General features: G+C 26.5%; 15 protein-coding genes. 9 read left to right on the top strand and 6 right to left on the bottom strand.

Features of this window, described 5'->3' with window-relative positions; translation table 11 throughout:
* Positions 1-9: 9 nt before the first annotated feature.
* Both AAT22_RS14670 and AAT22_RS14665 read left to right on the top strand, forming a co-directional pair.
* Entirely contained in the window at positions 10-516 is a 507-nt protein-coding gene (locus AAT22_RS14670; protein ID WP_047001774.1) for a small multi-drug export protein, read from the top strand.
* 146 nt (positions 517-662) lie between these two features.
* Positions 663-1217: a rubrerythrin family protein gene (locus AAT22_RS14665; RefSeq protein WP_016207820.1), complete on the top strand. Its 555-nt coding sequence runs from the start codon at positions 663-665 to the stop codon at positions 1215-1217.
* Positions 1218-1293: 76 nt separating this feature from the next.
* On the opposite strand, the gene AAT22_RS18630 is transcribed toward AAT22_RS14665, so the two are convergent.
* Positions 1294-2763: a GGDEF domain-containing protein gene (locus AAT22_RS18630; protein WP_052953974.1), complete on the bottom strand. Its 1470-nt coding sequence runs from the start codon at positions 2761-2763 to the stop codon at positions 1294-1296.
* Between the two features lie 70 nt (positions 2764-2833).
* Positions 2834-3094, bottom strand: a complete 261-nt coding sequence (locus AAT22_RS14655) for a late competence development ComFB family protein (protein WP_016207818.1) — start codon at positions 3092-3094, stop codon at positions 2834-2836.
* Between the two features lie 610 nt (positions 3095-3704).
* Here AAT22_RS14655 and AAT22_RS14650 point away from each other — a divergent pair.
* The 3 genes from AAT22_RS14650 to AAT22_RS14640 all read left to right on the top strand — a co-directional run bounded on the left by AAT22_RS14650 (position 3705) and on the right by AAT22_RS14640 (position 6856).
* The gene (locus tag AAT22_RS14650; RefSeq protein WP_047001773.1) at positions 3705-4589 is read left to right on the top strand and encodes an HD-GYP domain-containing protein; all 885 of its coding nucleotides are present in this window, start codon (positions 3705-3707) and stop codon (positions 4587-4589) included.
* A gap of 25 nt (positions 4590-4614) precedes the next feature.
* Entirely contained in the window at positions 4615-6318 is a 1704-nt protein-coding gene (locus tag AAT22_RS14645; RefSeq protein WP_047001772.1) for a methyl-accepting chemotaxis protein, read from the top strand.
* A gap of 124 nt (positions 6319-6442) precedes the next feature.
* Positions 6443-6856 (top strand): hemerythrin domain-containing protein, encoded by a 414-nt coding sequence (locus tag AAT22_RS14640; RefSeq protein ID WP_047001771.1) that lies wholly within the window; start codon positions 6443-6445, stop codon positions 6854-6856.
* A 51-nt stretch (positions 6857-6907) separates the two neighbouring features.
* Here AAT22_RS14640 and AAT22_RS14635 read toward each other — a convergent pair whose 3' ends face one another.
* Positions 6908-7600 carry a 5'-methylthioadenosine/adenosylhomocysteine nucleosidase gene (locus tag AAT22_RS14635; protein ID WP_047001770.1) on the bottom strand — a complete coding sequence of 231 codons (693 nt, stop codon included), beginning with the start codon at positions 7598-7600 and terminating at the stop codon, positions 6908-6910.
* A 367-nt stretch (positions 7601-7967) separates the two neighbouring features.
* Here AAT22_RS14635 and AAT22_RS14630 point away from each other — a divergent pair, with 367 nt between their 5' ends.
* Positions 7968-8726 carry a tRNA threonylcarbamoyladenosine dehydratase gene (locus AAT22_RS14630; protein ID WP_016207813.1) on the top strand — a complete coding sequence of 253 codons (759 nt, stop codon included), beginning with the start codon at positions 7968-7970 and terminating at the stop codon, positions 8724-8726.
* A 264-nt stretch (positions 8727-8990) separates the two neighbouring features.
* Here the strand turns inward: AAT22_RS14630 and msrA are convergent, their stop codons facing one another.
* A complete protein-coding gene (gene msrA / locus AAT22_RS14625; RefSeq protein WP_016207812.1) occupies positions 8991-9461 on the bottom strand; it encodes a peptide-methionine (S)-S-oxide reductase MsrA in 471 nt (156 codons plus the stop codon).
* Positions 9462-9526: 65 nt separating this feature from the next.
* Positions 9527-10195, bottom strand: coding sequence for a DUF4230 domain-containing protein (locus tag AAT22_RS14620; RefSeq protein WP_047001769.1), 669 nt, complete (start codon positions 10193-10195; stop codon positions 9527-9529).
* 175 nt (positions 10196-10370) lie between these two features.
* Between AAT22_RS14620 and AAT22_RS14615 the strand changes: the two genes are divergently transcribed.
* Positions 10371-11309, top strand: a complete 939-nt coding sequence (locus tag AAT22_RS14615) for a GNAT family protein (protein WP_047001768.1) — start codon at positions 10371-10373, stop codon at positions 11307-11309.
* Between the two features lie 22 nt (positions 11310-11331).
* Positions 11332-12192 (top strand): PRD domain-containing protein, encoded by an 861-nt coding sequence (locus AAT22_RS14610; RefSeq protein WP_047001767.1) that lies wholly within the window; start codon positions 11332-11334, stop codon positions 12190-12192.
* A gap of 49 nt (positions 12193-12241) precedes the next feature.
* On the opposite strand, the gene AAT22_RS14605 is transcribed toward AAT22_RS14610, so the two are convergent.
* Positions 12242-12760 carry a PTS glucose transporter subunit IIA gene (locus AAT22_RS14605; RefSeq protein WP_084820780.1) on the bottom strand — a complete coding sequence of 173 codons (519 nt, stop codon included), beginning with the start codon at positions 12758-12760 and terminating at the stop codon, positions 12242-12244.
* Between the two features lie 560 nt (positions 12761-13320).
* Between AAT22_RS14605 and nagE the strand changes: the two genes are divergently transcribed.
* Positions 13321-14760: an N-acetylglucosamine-specific PTS transporter subunit IIBC gene (gene nagE, locus AAT22_RS14600; protein WP_016207807.1), complete on the top strand. Its 1440-nt coding sequence runs from the start codon at positions 13321-13323 to the stop codon at positions 14758-14760.
* Positions 14761-15293 lie beyond the last annotated feature (533 nt).

Raw genomic sequence — 15293 nt, 5'->3', positions numbered from 1 at the left:
GAGCATATTATGACAGATTCATTAATTAATTGGTTTACTAGCACATTAAGTTTTATGCCAAAGGAGCTTGTAGTGTTTATAATATCTATGGTACCTATTTTAGAGTTGAGAGGTGGATTAGTTGCGTCCTCTTTATTAGGTATAGGAGTATTTAAAGCTATATTCTTATGCGTTTTAGGAAATATAGTTCCTATTCCATTCATTTTGTTTTTTATTACCCCAATATTTAATTGGATGAAAAAGACCAAATTATTTAAAGCTACAGTTGAAAAATTAGAGGAAAAATCAATGGCTAAAAGTGAGCAAATTCAGAAATATGAATTTTGGGGACTTGCATTATTTGTTGGTGTACCTTTACCAGGAACAGGGGCATGGACAGGTGCACTTATAGCGTCATTACTTGGAATAAAAACAAAGAAGGCATCCTTAGCGATATTTGTAGGTTTAATAATCGCAACAGTAATAATGACTATAATATCCTATGGAATTCCATGGGTCATTCAAACAATGGGATAATAGTTATTAAAAATATATGTAAAAAATATAAGAATATAAAGTATTTATCAGCCATTTTCCTATGCTTATAGAAAGTTTATATATAAATGAATTAAAATTTCCTTTTTTGAAATAATAATAATATATCATGAAGGGATGTGTTTATAATGTCAGTAAATAATGCGATGACAGTAGATTTTTTAAGTTCAGCATATGGTGGAGAAAGTATGGCTCATATGCGTTATACTATTTGGGGTGATTCAGCAGAAAAGGATGGGTATCCAAATATAGCTAGACTTTTTAGGGGAATTGCTTATGCAGAGTGGTGTCATGCTAAGAATCATTTTAATGTACTAAATGATAAGGTTGAAGATAAAACAGTAGTTGCTGGAGCTGTATTTGGTCATACAAATATAGTTGAAAATCTTCAAGGTGCAATTGATGGAGAATTACATGAAATAGATCAAATGTATCCTGTTTATTTAGAAACAGCTAAGTTTCAAAAAGAATCTGATGCGCAAAGATCATTTCACTATGCTTTAGAAGCAGAAAAAATTCATGCTAAGATGTTCAAAGATGCACAAGATATGGCAAAACAGCAAAAAGATATAGGTAGTGAGACTATCTATATATGTCCAATTTGCGGTTTCACTGAAATTGGAGATAATGTAGAAAAATGTCCAGTCTGTGGCGCAAAAAAAGAAATATTTAAGTCTTTTTAATAAAATCTTATTAGCTTATAGAGTTTTATTAAAAAGAATAATTAATATAAAAGTCATGATATAAATAAAGTCTATATCATGACTTTTTCATAAGCTTCTCTAAATACATTTTTTTATCTGCTAAGTGTAAAATTTCTTCTGTTGTATAATCAATACTATTATTAAATTCAAATACTCCATGACTCGCACTAACAGAATAGGGCTTCAATTGGGAAAAGTTATATTGTTGAAAATCATTTTGTATAGAATCCCATATGTTCTCAGCATAAGTTTCATCTTTAAATGGAAATAAAATTATAAATTCATCTCCACCATATCTATAGATAATATCTGAAGAACTTATATTTTTTTGTATCACCTCACAAACCGTTCTAATTAATATATCACCTTCGTTATGTCCATAGGTATCATTTACTAATTTTAAATCATTTATATCTATAAAGCATAATGATAATGAAGCACCTATATTCTTACAAAGACTAAGATTATATTCAAGAATTTTAATTCCAGAGTATCTATTCAAAACACCAGTAAGTGAATCCATGGAGGCGCGATTTAATAATTCATCTTCAATTTTTTTTAAATCTGTAATATCTGTAATACTTGTTAAGATACATTCTTCTCCATAATATTCAATTAATTCATGATTTGTAATTACCCATTTAATATTACCAGATTTACATTTATACTCTACAATACATTCTTTAATCTTAGATTTACTGAGAATATTCTCTAACATATTATATTTATCTTTTTCATTTTTATATAAATCACCTAAAGATATTTTATTAAATTCATCATTACTATATCCTAAAAATATAGATGCCTTATTATTTGAAGTTATAATTTTATCATCTTTGTATTGGCTTATAAATAAGGGCTGTGGATTTGCATTAAATAATTTTTTGAAATTATGCTCACTTTCAATAAGATGACATTTGTTGCTAAATTCTTTTAATCTATTCTTATGCAAAGAATAACATAATAGAATCGATGCTAACAATATTGTATTAGCATTAATTTGTTTTGATAATATAGATATAAGGCTATTAGAAAAATGCATATTAATTCCTAACATAAGTATTATATGATTAATTATAAAAGCTGTAATCATAAATATATGTTCAAAAGGAAACCATACTGCTGAAATTAACATCATGATTGCATATGAATCAATACTATTTACAAATTTATAATTAATAATAAGGGGAAGAGATCCAGCAAGTAACAGTATTATAATAAATAATCTATAAATAAACCGTAATATAGAAATATTATTATAAATTTTTATCTTTTTATAAAAAATTAAAAATAATGAAGATAAAATAAATCCGCTTGAATGAACAAATAGTAATACTAATTTAAAATGCTTACTAACATCTTTTAATAAGAAGAAGTAGCAGTAGAAATAATACATATTAATAGATAATATTCCAATGCATGAAATTCGTATTCGATCTAGTGCAATTAATAAATTTTCTTTTTGAAAATCAAGTTTTTTTTCAAGTATTTTATAGCTTAATGATAGGTTATGATTATTATACATTATATATCATCCTTAAAAATTGTTTTAACTTGCTTTTATACTATACAATTAAAAGATATATCAATTGATGTTAGTGATTTGGATTGTTATATACTATATCAATTGACTTAATTATTTCACTTATAACGGTAGTTTTAAATTGAATTTTCAATTCATTGATTTTGGTGTAAGTATAGCCTTTTTCGGTAGAAATATATAAGGGCTGTAGATTATTTAAAGTTATTGCTTTTATATCTTCAATACATACTTTGCACTTACATATATCTTTATATTCACTAAGAATAGATGTTAACAAATTATCAACTATTACTTCCATATAATTTCTAAGCAAGATACCCCTCCTTCCAATTTTAGAGTATTTATATAAAAAACAATAATAGAAGTATTATCCATAACTTCTATTATTATATAAAATTAATTGTTAAATTTAAAGCAATAAGCAAATTATTATTTTTATATTATTTATATCTCTATTGCTAATAATATGATAAGAGTTATATCTAATACTAAAATTTTATTAGAAATTTAAAATTATTTTTCGACATTTAAAGTTTCACATCTAAATATAGAGTAAAGGCTAAAAAACTAAATTTCTTAAAAATAATAACTGTGAATATTATACTATAAATGAAAATAAATACATGGCATAAAACAAAATACGACAAAATAAAACAAAAAGTATAAATGATTTTGAAACAACAAGCATTGACAAAATAGGATAAAATGCTACAATTAAAGCGGAATTGAGAAGGTTATAAAAATAATATTATTAAATTATAATAGGGAATAAAAACTTTTTCGAAATAATATAAACTGAGTTAAAAATTCAATTATAGATAATTATGAGAATTGATAAGAGTAATCTTAGGCAATCTTAAGAAAACATTTACAAGAGGTAATATATAGTGGATATAAAAAGATTAATATGGAGGCAGGATACGATGACAATTAATATACCTACATCAAATAGTATAAATGGAGACAAGCTAGCTGAAGATATTTATGATGCATATGGTAATATTATATTAGAAAAAGATACAGTACTTAATTGCAAATTAAAAAGGTATTTAGTTGATTTAGGTATAATAAGTATTAATATATATAATCCACTTACTAATTTTGATAATTATGAAAAGGTACATAAAACAATAATACAAGAAGTTGAAAGTACTCTTACTTGTATTTTGTATAAAAATGATCATATATATGATGAAATTACAGAATATGTATCTAAAATGTGTAAAAGTATAAGTGATAATCCAATCATAATAAAGGCATTAGACAGAATAAAGAAAATTGATAATTATACATTTAAACATAGTATAAACACATCACTTTATTCAATGCTTATAGCAATATGGATGAATCAAAGTAATAAAGAAGTTATTAATGCAACTCAAGCTGGAATATTACATGATATAGGGAAAATTTATATACCTCATGAAATTTTAAATAAAGAGACTAAATTAACTTCAGAAGAGTATGAAGAAATTAAAAAACACACTCTGTATGGATATTTCTTGCTAAGTAATTTTAGTGAATTTAATCAAGAAGTGAAAAAAGCAGTTTTGTTTCACCATGAAAGAATAGATTCTCTCGGATATCCATTAAGGGCTAAACCAGATTATGTAGGCATTACTTCAAAAATAGTTGCTGTTGCTGATGTATATGATGCAATGACAACAGATAGAGTATATAAAATGTCAATATCGTCTAGTGAAGCGGTTAACTATCTAAGTAGCGATGGAATGGAGATATTAGATAATAACATAATAAAAGTTTTTAAAAAGAATATTTTGAAATATGATTTTAAGGCTAGTATATAAGATATTACAAATGAGGAGAATTAATATGTTTAAAAAATTAAAGGATATAAAAATAACAAATTTAGTGACTCTTTTAAGCGTGCTAGCAATTACACTGGTTTTACTTATTGGAGTTAGAGCTATCAGAGAAACTAAAAAAGTTAATAATAATATAGAGAAAATATATGAGTATAGGTTAATTCCTATTACAGACGTTGCAGATATTAATGCAAATTATTTAAATATAAGGATTCAAATAAATAGATCAAACATAGAGTATAGTCCGGATTTTAACAAAAAAATAAAGGAATATGATGCGAAGATTCAAGAATATGTAGAAAAATATAAAACTAGCAATATGGATGATGATGAAGTAAAATTTTTAAATTATTTTCAAAAGCAATATAATCAGTATATGGAAGTATGGGAAAAGGTTAATTCTTACACTAGTAGGGGAGAAAAGATTAAAAGTGAAGATTTAAAAAGTTTTGATGAGTATGGAAATAATATAGCTAAAACGATTGAAAGTTTAATGAAATATAATAAAGTTGATGCAGATAAGATAAAATTTAATAGTGATAGTATATATAATCAAGTAATAAATACTTTTACAATTATTATAATCATTTCTTTAATAGTACTTGGAGTTATTGCTTATTTTATAAGAAGAAGTATAAAATATTCAGCAAAAGATATAATTAACAAGTTACAATCTATTGCTAAAGGTGATTTTACACCTAATATAGAAACCGATAGTAAAAATGAGTTCGGAGTTATGAAAAAGGCTTTAGCAGAGACATTAGGCAATATATCGAGTCTATTAGAAGAGATAAAAGAAAAAGCTTTATTTATAGAAAGAAGTTCAGAAGGGCTGTCAGCGGTATCTGAAGAAATGACATCATCTTCATCAAATGTTGCATTAGCTATGCAAGATGTTGCTAGAGGTTCTGGAGAACAAACAGAAGATCTTGTAAATATTAGTAATATACTTAGTGACTTTGGAAAGCGAATAGAAGATATTGTTTCTGCAATTAAAAATATAGATAATAACGCTAATCAAGTTGATAAAATGGCTGAAGATAATGAAAGTAATATGCAAGTAATTGTAAAAGAATTAGGATTGTTGAAAGGTGATTTTAATAACTTTGTTAATTTAATTGTTGAATTGGGAAAAAATATATCAAAGATTAATGAAATAACTAATTTAATTAATGATATAGCAGAACAAACTAATTTACTAGCATTAAATGCTGCAATCGAAGCAGCTAGAGCAGGGGAGTCAGGTAAAGGATTTGCAGTAGTAGCAGATGAAATAAGAAAACTTGCAGAGCAATCTAAAGTTTCTTCTGAAAGTATAAATAAATTAATAATAAATATTTCAGATAAAACAGAAATACTTATTAATAGCACAGATACTATGGATGCAGAATTAGAAAGTCAAATTAATAAAGTAAATAACTCAATAGTGAATATTAGTAAGATGATAGGAGCTATTGCAGAGATTATTCCACAAATCAATTCTGTAAGTAGATCAGCAGCTAGTATAGAAGAAAATAAAAATATAATATTACAAAAAGTAGAATCTACTTCAGCAGTAGCTGAAGAGGTATCTGCATCTACGGAAGAGATAGTAGCGGCTTCTGAAGAAATGAATTCATCATCTGAAGAAGTTGCAGGAACAGCAGAAAATCTAAGCAAAATGGCAAAAGAAATGACAAAAGAAATAAATATATTTAAACTTAAAAGATAAACTTTAAAATAAGATAATCTAAATAGTTAGTAGATTGTGATTGAAATCACAGAAGAATTCTTATTTCTTAGTTATTATATAGTTAATATAAATAAATAAGAGATAAGGTAGGAAATTAGAAGAGATGAATATAGATAATTTAGAAAGACAGCACTTAGAAATAAATAGCTTATTTAGCAAGATAAGTAAAAACTTAAACTCAAATAATATAACTAATGATATAGATAGTCTGGTATGGGATATAAACACTCTTGCAGGAAAGTTAAATATCCATATGAAAACAGAGGACAAGTTTTTGTATCCAGAATTAATTAATGGTGCAAATGAAAACTTAAAAAAAATTGCTCTTGAGTATAGTCAAGAGATGGGAAATATACATAAGGTATTTGAGGAATTTAAAAGTAATTTTAACACTAAGAATAAAATATTAAATGATATTGATAAGTTCTTAATAGAAAGTAATAAAGTTTTAAAGCTTTTAAAAAATAGAATAGACAAAGAAGATAGAAGTCTATATCCAAAAATGAAGTTGATATAATAAATAAAGCAGACAAGTTATTAAAATATAATAATTTGTCTGCTTTATTTGTTATAATTTTTCTAACATACTTTTTAAAATAATAGTAGAGTTTCTAACAGCAATAGGAATAAATTTTTCATAATCCATATGAGCTCCATTGTTGGCATTATCAGATATAGATCTAATAACAACACAAGGAATATTATTTAAATAGCATACATGAGCAATACTTGCACCTTCCATTTCGCAAGCTATAGCATTAAATTCTTTTTCGAACCATTGGATTTTTTCAATGCTTGATATAAATTGATCACCAGACACTATTCTACCTGAAAAGGTGTTTATTTCTTTAATTTCCTCACAAGCAGATAAAGCAGCTTTTACTAAGGAATCATCACATTTGAAATCAAAGGTATCTAATCTTGGAATTTGTCCATGAGGATCACCGAAAATAGTCGTGTCCATATCATGTTGCACTAAATCTTTCCCAACAACAACATCTCCAGGGTAAATATTTTTACCAATACCACCTGCGACACCAACATTTATTATTGAAGATACATTGTATTCAGATATTAATATTTGTGTACAAATAGCAGCGTTTACTTTACCAATGCCACAAACAACTGCAATCACATTTTTATTTTCTAAAGTGCCTCTATAAAAAGTCATATTGGCCTTTTTCGTTTTTTCTTGGATGGACATATCTTTCAAAAGAAGTTCCAACTCTTCAGTCATTGCACTTATAACTCCTAAAATCATAATTAGCCTCCTTAAATCTTTTGTCAGTTCACAGTTCACAGTGCACGATGCACAGTTATGGAAATATGAATTGTGAACTAAAATAAATTGCTTCACAATTTATTTCTTATATTACCACATATTAGCCTTTATTTAAATAAACTCTATAAAAAGTCAACTAACTATATAGTATTTTAATTTTTTCATTATAATTATTATTAAAAATACATACATATTTCTATAATTAAAAGATATATTGAACTATAATGTTTTTTATTATATGGAAAATAATAATATTGTATATAAATAAATAATGTTCTAAAATAAGATATAAATTAAAATTTAATCTTTTGTTAAACTACATAAGATACAAGAAGGAGAGAAGGTAATGTTACAACATTCATTATCTAGAACAGAGTTACTTATAGGAAGTGACGGACTAGGAAAGTTGAAAAATTCGAAAGTAGTAGTTTTTGGTATTGGTGGAGTAGGAAGCTTTGCTGTTGAAGCTCTAGTAAGGGCAGGGGTAGGTAACATAGTATTAATTGATGACGATACTATCTGCTTAACTAATTTAAACAGACAAATACATGCAACATATGGAACAATAAGTAAATCAAAGGTTGATGTTATGAAGGAGAGAATTCTTACTATAAATAGGAAATGTAATGTTATTACTCACGAAGTGTTCGTAACTCCAGAAAATATAAAAGAACTGATTCCAGAGAATGTCGACTATGTAATAGATGCAATAGATACTGTTTCAGCAAAATTAGCTTTAGCACAATATTGTTATGAAAGAAACATTAATATAATTGCATCAATGGGGACAGGTAATAAGCTAGATCCAACACAATTTAAAATTGCGGATATATATGAAACAAAAGTTTGTCCACTTGCGAAGGTTATGAGGTATGAATTAAGGAAAAGAGGAGTTGAAAAACTTAAAGTTGTTTACTCAGAAGAAAAGCCAAGAAAACCAAAGGATGAAGATGTAGTTACTTGTAAAACTGGTTGTGTTTGTACAGGTGGAACTAAGAAGTGTACGATTAGAAGACAAATACCAGGAAGTATATCTTTTGTCCCTCCAGTTGCTGGAATGATACTAGGGGGAGAAGTTGTAAAAGATATAATAGGTGACATTTAATTAATAGTACAGTATTTTTAGCAATAATTATTATAAGATAAAATCCTAGTAAGACTCTAGTTATATTAGTAATATTAGATAATCTTACTGGGCTTTTTAATCTCTTATTCTTATAAAATCAAAAGAATAAGTACTTAAGTATAAGATATATACGGTTAATATGAAATAAAAAGGAAATTATATACAAACTATATTAATTATAGTAAATAAAATTTCCTTTTACATTTTAATAACTAGCTTAAATAAATATTGCAAATAATCTTATTATAGTTTTATATGACAATATCCACCAGGATTTTTCTTTAAATATTTTTGATGATATTCTTCAGCCCTATAATAATTAATTAAAGGCGTTACTTCTGTAACAATCTTCTTATCATATTTTTTCTGGGTTTCTTCTTTAGACTTAAGAATCTCTCCTAAGTCATTTTCATCTAAATAATATATGCCAGTTCTATATTGACTTCCTACATCAGGACCTTGTCTATTTAAAATAGTTGGATCAATTATTGACCAATATTCATTTAATATGTTTTCAAGTGATATTTTAGTTTCATCATATTCAACTAAGCAAGCTTCTGCAAAATAAGTATTTTTATAACACACATCTTCGTAAGTAGGATTCTCGGTTCTTCCATTTGCATATCCAACTTCGGTTAATATTACTCCATCTAATCTAGAAAGAAATTCTTCAACCCCCCAGAAGCATCCTCCAGCCAAAACTATTTTTTTCATTTTATCAACTCCTTTACTTAAATAGGTTAAATATATTATATACCTATAGATAGTAAAGTATATATTTATTTAAAGTATATATTTATAGACATCTTTTTATCTGTTATTTGATTTAGTAAATTTTCTATAGATATCTTGCTATTAGATAATACTTTTTCATAAATTTCATCATCTTTCATAGTTTCTTCGAAGTTTTTTTGAACTTCACTTTGAATAAGGTTAAACTCTTCTGATGTTAACTTTATTTCACCAAATCTTAAGAGTCCATTAGAAGAATCTTCATAAACAGTTTTTTCTCTATTAATATTAATACTAAAAATCTCTGGATTAGGAAAAGTTATAGATAATTCATTTTTCTTGTTATCTATATTAATATCATTTGTAGTAAGATTAGATAAATCTATTGAATATGAACAGTTAGCAAAAAACTTTATTCTTTTAAATTTCTGAAATACCTCAAGATTACCCCAACTTTTGTCTATAGTTATTATTTTAGATAATTCAACTTCAAGGGGAATTATCTTGTTTACATTTTTAATTTCCTTAATTAAACTTTCTTCTGATATTATTTTAAAAGTACTTAAATCAGATAAATCATTGATAGATCTTTTATATCTATAGTTAAAAAATAGTTTACATACAAGTAAAGTTAATGATAGTATAAAGAAAATAATAAAAAAGTTTCTCACTCTATTTTTAAATTTTTTTCTTCTAAACATATTTAAAATAAACATATAAACTCCTAGTTTGATCTATATCAATAAATTATATGATGCATATTACTTAATAATGAATGAAATATAATTCGATTATTAAGTAAATTCGTCGAATATAATATGTTGTGTATGTGGTCTGTTTGTCGTTATAATATAAATAAGAGTATATATACATAACTTAGGAGAAATTATTATGAATGAAAATAAGGGCATAAGTATAGATTTAGTTAAGGGAACTTTTAGTGATTATATTATAAAAGACAAGAATAATATATTTATTGGAAGATTTACTATAGTAGAGCTAGATAAAGATAATAAAAAGTGTACTGTTAAACTTAAGTTTTATAGAGAAAATAAATATGATTTATTAAAGGAAACAATAGAAAATATATTGAGAGCTATATTTAAGGATAGCAATATATATAAAGCTAATATTTTAGTAGATGAGAATATTAATTATAAAGTATTTTTAGATTTAGGATTTACTTTAGAGGGAATACTTACAGAAAATATATTTACTAATGGGGTATTTCTAGATGAATTAAGTTTTGGAATAAATAGAAATGAATATAACAATACTAAAAGAAGTTTCATTGTTTATTTGAAGGGCGAAAATATAACGGTAAAAAATTTTACTCCAGATTCTGCCGAAGACCTATTAAATTACTATATAAGAAATAAAGAGCATTTAAGTAATTATGAGCCGAGTAGGGATAATGTATTCTATACTTACGAAGTGCAGAAAGATATATTACTTGAGAGTTATAGAAGTTTAATGAATGGATCTGGTTTTGATTTAGGAATATATAAAGATAGCAAATTAATAGGAAAAATAAAAATATCTAATATAGTTTATGGTGTATTCAAAAGTGCTATAATAGGATATTCTATGGATAAGAATTTTCAAGGCAAAGGATATATGAAAGAAGCTGTAAAGTTAGTTTTGCAATATTCTAGGGATGAATTAGAATTACATAGAATAGAAGCTTCGGTTTTAACAAATAATGAAAAATCCAAATCAGTTCTTTTAAGTTGTGGGTTTAAAGAAGTAGGATTAAATGAAAAATATTTATTTATAAATGGATCATGGAGAGATCATATAACCTTTTTTAAGATATTAGAAAAACACTAAATATTATTTGGGGGAAGAAAATATGAATTTGATTATATTAAATAACAATGCAACCGTAGTGAAATCCTTTAATAATAATATATTACTTGTAAGGGAAAAGGGAAAAGAAAAAATTCTTTTTCAAAAGGGAATTGGTTTCGGTAAAAAAATGGGTGATATTATAGAGAAAGGGACGCTAGTTGAAAAAGTTTTTATAATTGAAGATAAAGAAAACCAAAGAAATTTTAATGAAATATTAACTAGGGTAGATACTAAACTTATAGGAATAGTTGAAGAAGTTATAGCTGAAATAACTGATGAATTAGGAGAAACTCTTAATGAAAACATTCATATAGGGCTAGTGGATCATCTTTTTTATGCAATAAAAAGATTGGAAGAAAATGAGGAAATACAAAATCCATTTATAGTGGAAATACAAACTTTATATAATAAAGAATTTGAAATGGCAAGTAAGCTTGCAGATAAAATAGGTGAGGAGCTAAATATAGAGATACCAGAAGGTGAAAAAGGATTTATAGCACTTCATATTCATTCAGCAAGAAATAATGGAAAATTATCTAATACTATAAAATATAGTTTTCTAAGTAATTCTATAATTGAACATGTTGAAGATAGGTTAAATATAGAAATTGATAGAAAGTCGTTAGATTATGCTAGATTCTTAACACATATTAGATTTGCAATAGAGAGAATAATAACAGATGCACCAATAAAAAATGATTTAATATATGTAATAAAAAAGAAATATAAGTTATCTTATGAAATTGCAAAGGAAACAAAAAAGATAATATGTAGGGCATTAGAAATATCAAATATATCTGAGGATGAAATAGCTTATTTAGCAATGCATATAGAAAGATTCAGAAGTTCTATTATAAAATAAAAATCAGTCATTATAAAAATGACTGATTTTTATTTTATATTACTATATCTTATACTTCAAAGTTTACAACTACAGTTTTACCTGCAACAACATCTCCACTTTCAATTGGAGTTATTGATTTAGTTGCATCTACATTAGTTATTAATACTGGTGTAGCTAAAGATAATCCTTTAGATAAAATAAAATCTCTGTTTATTTTTATTAATGGGGTACCAGCTTTAACATTTACACCTTGTTCTACTAATTGTTCAAAACCTTCTCCATCAAGAGAAACAGTTTCTAATCCTATGTGAATAAGTAATTCTAATCCATTTTCTAAAGTCATAGCAAATGCATGCTTAGTCTTAAAGATAAGAGTAACTTCTCCATCAGCAGGAGCGACTATAGTATCTCCCTCAGCTATTATAGCCATTCCGTCTCCAGCTAGCTTTTCAGCGAAAACTGGATCTGGTACTTCTGATAAAGGAATAGCCTTACCAGAAACAGGAGCGACAAGTGTGTTAGATTTAGTAACAACTTCTTCATTAACTGAATCAGATTTAAATAAATTTTTAATAAAATCAAACATAGTACTTCCTGAATAATCAGGAATCCACATCCTTTCTACTACATATTTTAATAAATATATTAATTAATAACTATAGTATTTATTAATACAAAAGAATAAATACATAGATATTAGATACAAATTTACATGCTAAATTTTAAAAACAAAAGGCATAAGCCCTATAAATGAGATGGACTCATGCCTGTTTAAACAGTAACACGTCTAGTATGATTATATATATAGTTATTAATAGTTGTCAATAAACTAAATTAAAAAAAAGTCGTGAAATCGTTAGCAAAATTAAGTATATTCAATATAATTAATGAAATCTTAAGAAAATAATAGAAAAGAGGCTGGAAAAACACTAAAAAAACTCTTGAAAACAATAACATTAGATGATACAATAACAATGTAAATAAAATATGTGTACAAATTTAGGCGTGTTATCAATTAGTTGAGCATGAGCCGAAAAGGATTTATATATCTGTATATCCTTTTCGGCTTTTTTTATTTTTAAGTTGGAATTATACTATACAACGGCTTAAATTTGTATATAAAAAATTTAAGGAGGATTTATTATTATGATGAAGTATCTTCAAAGACTAGGAAAATCTTTAATGCTTCCAGTAGCAGCATTACCTGTTGCAAGTATTTTAATGGGTATTGGATACTGGCTTGATCCTACAGGTTGGGGAGCAAACAGCGTTATTTCAGCTTTCTTATTAAAAGCTGGTGGAGCGCTAATTGATAACATGGCTATTCTTTTTGCAATTGGTGTATCAGTAGGAATGTCAGATGATAACGATGGTACAGCAGGACTTGCTGGATTAGTTTCATGGCTTGTTATTACAACAGTATTAAGTACAGGTGCTGTTGCTATGTTTAAGGGAATTGATGTTGCAGAAGTACCAGCAGCATTTAGCAAAATCCAAACCCAATTCGTTGGTATACTTTCAGGTTTAATTGGAGCAACATGCTACAATAAGTTTAAAGGAACTAAGTTACCAGATGCTTTAGGATTCTTTAGCGGTAAAAGATCAGTTGCTATAATGACAGCTTTAGCCTCATTAGTTGCAGCATTAGTATTATTCTTTGTATGGCCAGTAGTTTACAATGCACTAGTATCATTTGGTAAGGCTATTGTTTCTACAGGAGCTATTGGATCAGGTATTTATGCATTCTTTAATAGATTATTAATTCCATTTGGATTACATCATGCACTTAACTCTGTATTTTGGTTTGATGTTGCAGGAATTAACGACCTTGGAAACTTCTGGGCTGGAAAGGGTACTTTAGGACAAACAGGAATGTACATGACAGGGTTCTTCCCAGTTATGATGTTTGGTTTACCAGCAGGAGCCTTAGCTATGTATCATACTGCTAAAGATAATAAGAAAAAGGCTGTATATGGATTATTATTAGCAGCTGCTTTATCTTCATTCTTTACAGGGGTTACAGAACCATTAGAATTTGCATTCATGTTCTTAGCTCCAGGACTATATGTAGTACATGCTGCTTTAACAGGTGTATCTGCGGTAATTACTACTTTATTACCAGTAAGAGCTGGATTTAACTTCAGTGCTGGTTTCGTTGATTGGATTTTAAGTTTTAAAGCTCCAATGGCGCAAAATCCACTTTGGTTAATACCAATAGGTTTAGTATTTGCAGTACTTTACTATGTAACATTTAGATTTGTAATTACTCAATTCAATTTAAAGACTCCAGGTAGAGAAGATGATGAAGATGAATTAAGTGAAAATATAGCACTTACTGGAGACATGAATGAATTAGCTAAAGCATATATTGAAGCTTTAGGTGGAAAAGGAAATATAGTGTCAGTAGATAACTGTGTTACTAGATTAAGACTTGGAGTTAAAGACAACTCTATAATTAAAGAAAAGAACTTAACAGCTTTAGGAGCTAGAGGTGTTATAAGACCAGGAAAAGGAAATATTCAAGTAATAGTTGGAACAAATGTACAATTTGTTGCTGATGCTATAAAGGCAGAGTTAAAAAGATAATAAATAAAATAAAATAGAAAAGTAAATTAAGAAGAGGCTGTATTTAGTTTGATTTTAGAAATCAATAAGAATGCAGCCTTTTCGATTCATATATATTAATATATTATAGGTACACTTCATTTATTAATCATTTGAGCTTTATTTCAAGTTTCAGCAAGAATTATATTTTAAGTTTTTTTATTTCCTAAGAAATTATAGTTAGATAAAATATATAAAACATACTGCAATAAAGCAACTTATCCCTGTGTATCAACAATAGAAAAATGTAGAAAATAAGAGTAAATATAAATAAGAATAGAATAATTTGTCGTAAACAAATAAATTATGGAGAAAAAGCATCTTTCTACATGATATTATAACTCATGTGCTCAGCAGAATAGTTGAGTAAAAGGAAATAAAAAATGGTCTTTGAAAATTGAACAGAAAATAAGTTAAGTAAAATAAACCAGCAATTCTTTTAGAAGTCTTAAAACTAAGACTCAAAGTAATTTGAGACAGATTAAACTTTTTATTGAGAGTTTGATCCTGGCTCA

The sequence above is a fragment of the Clostridium sp. C8 genome (genome assembly GCF_001010885.1).
GTDB lineage: Bacteria > Bacillota > Clostridia > Clostridiales > Clostridiaceae > Clostridium > Clostridium sartagoforme.
Note: the sequence above shows the minus strand (reverse complement) of the source record. Positions and strands in the feature narration are given on the sequence as shown.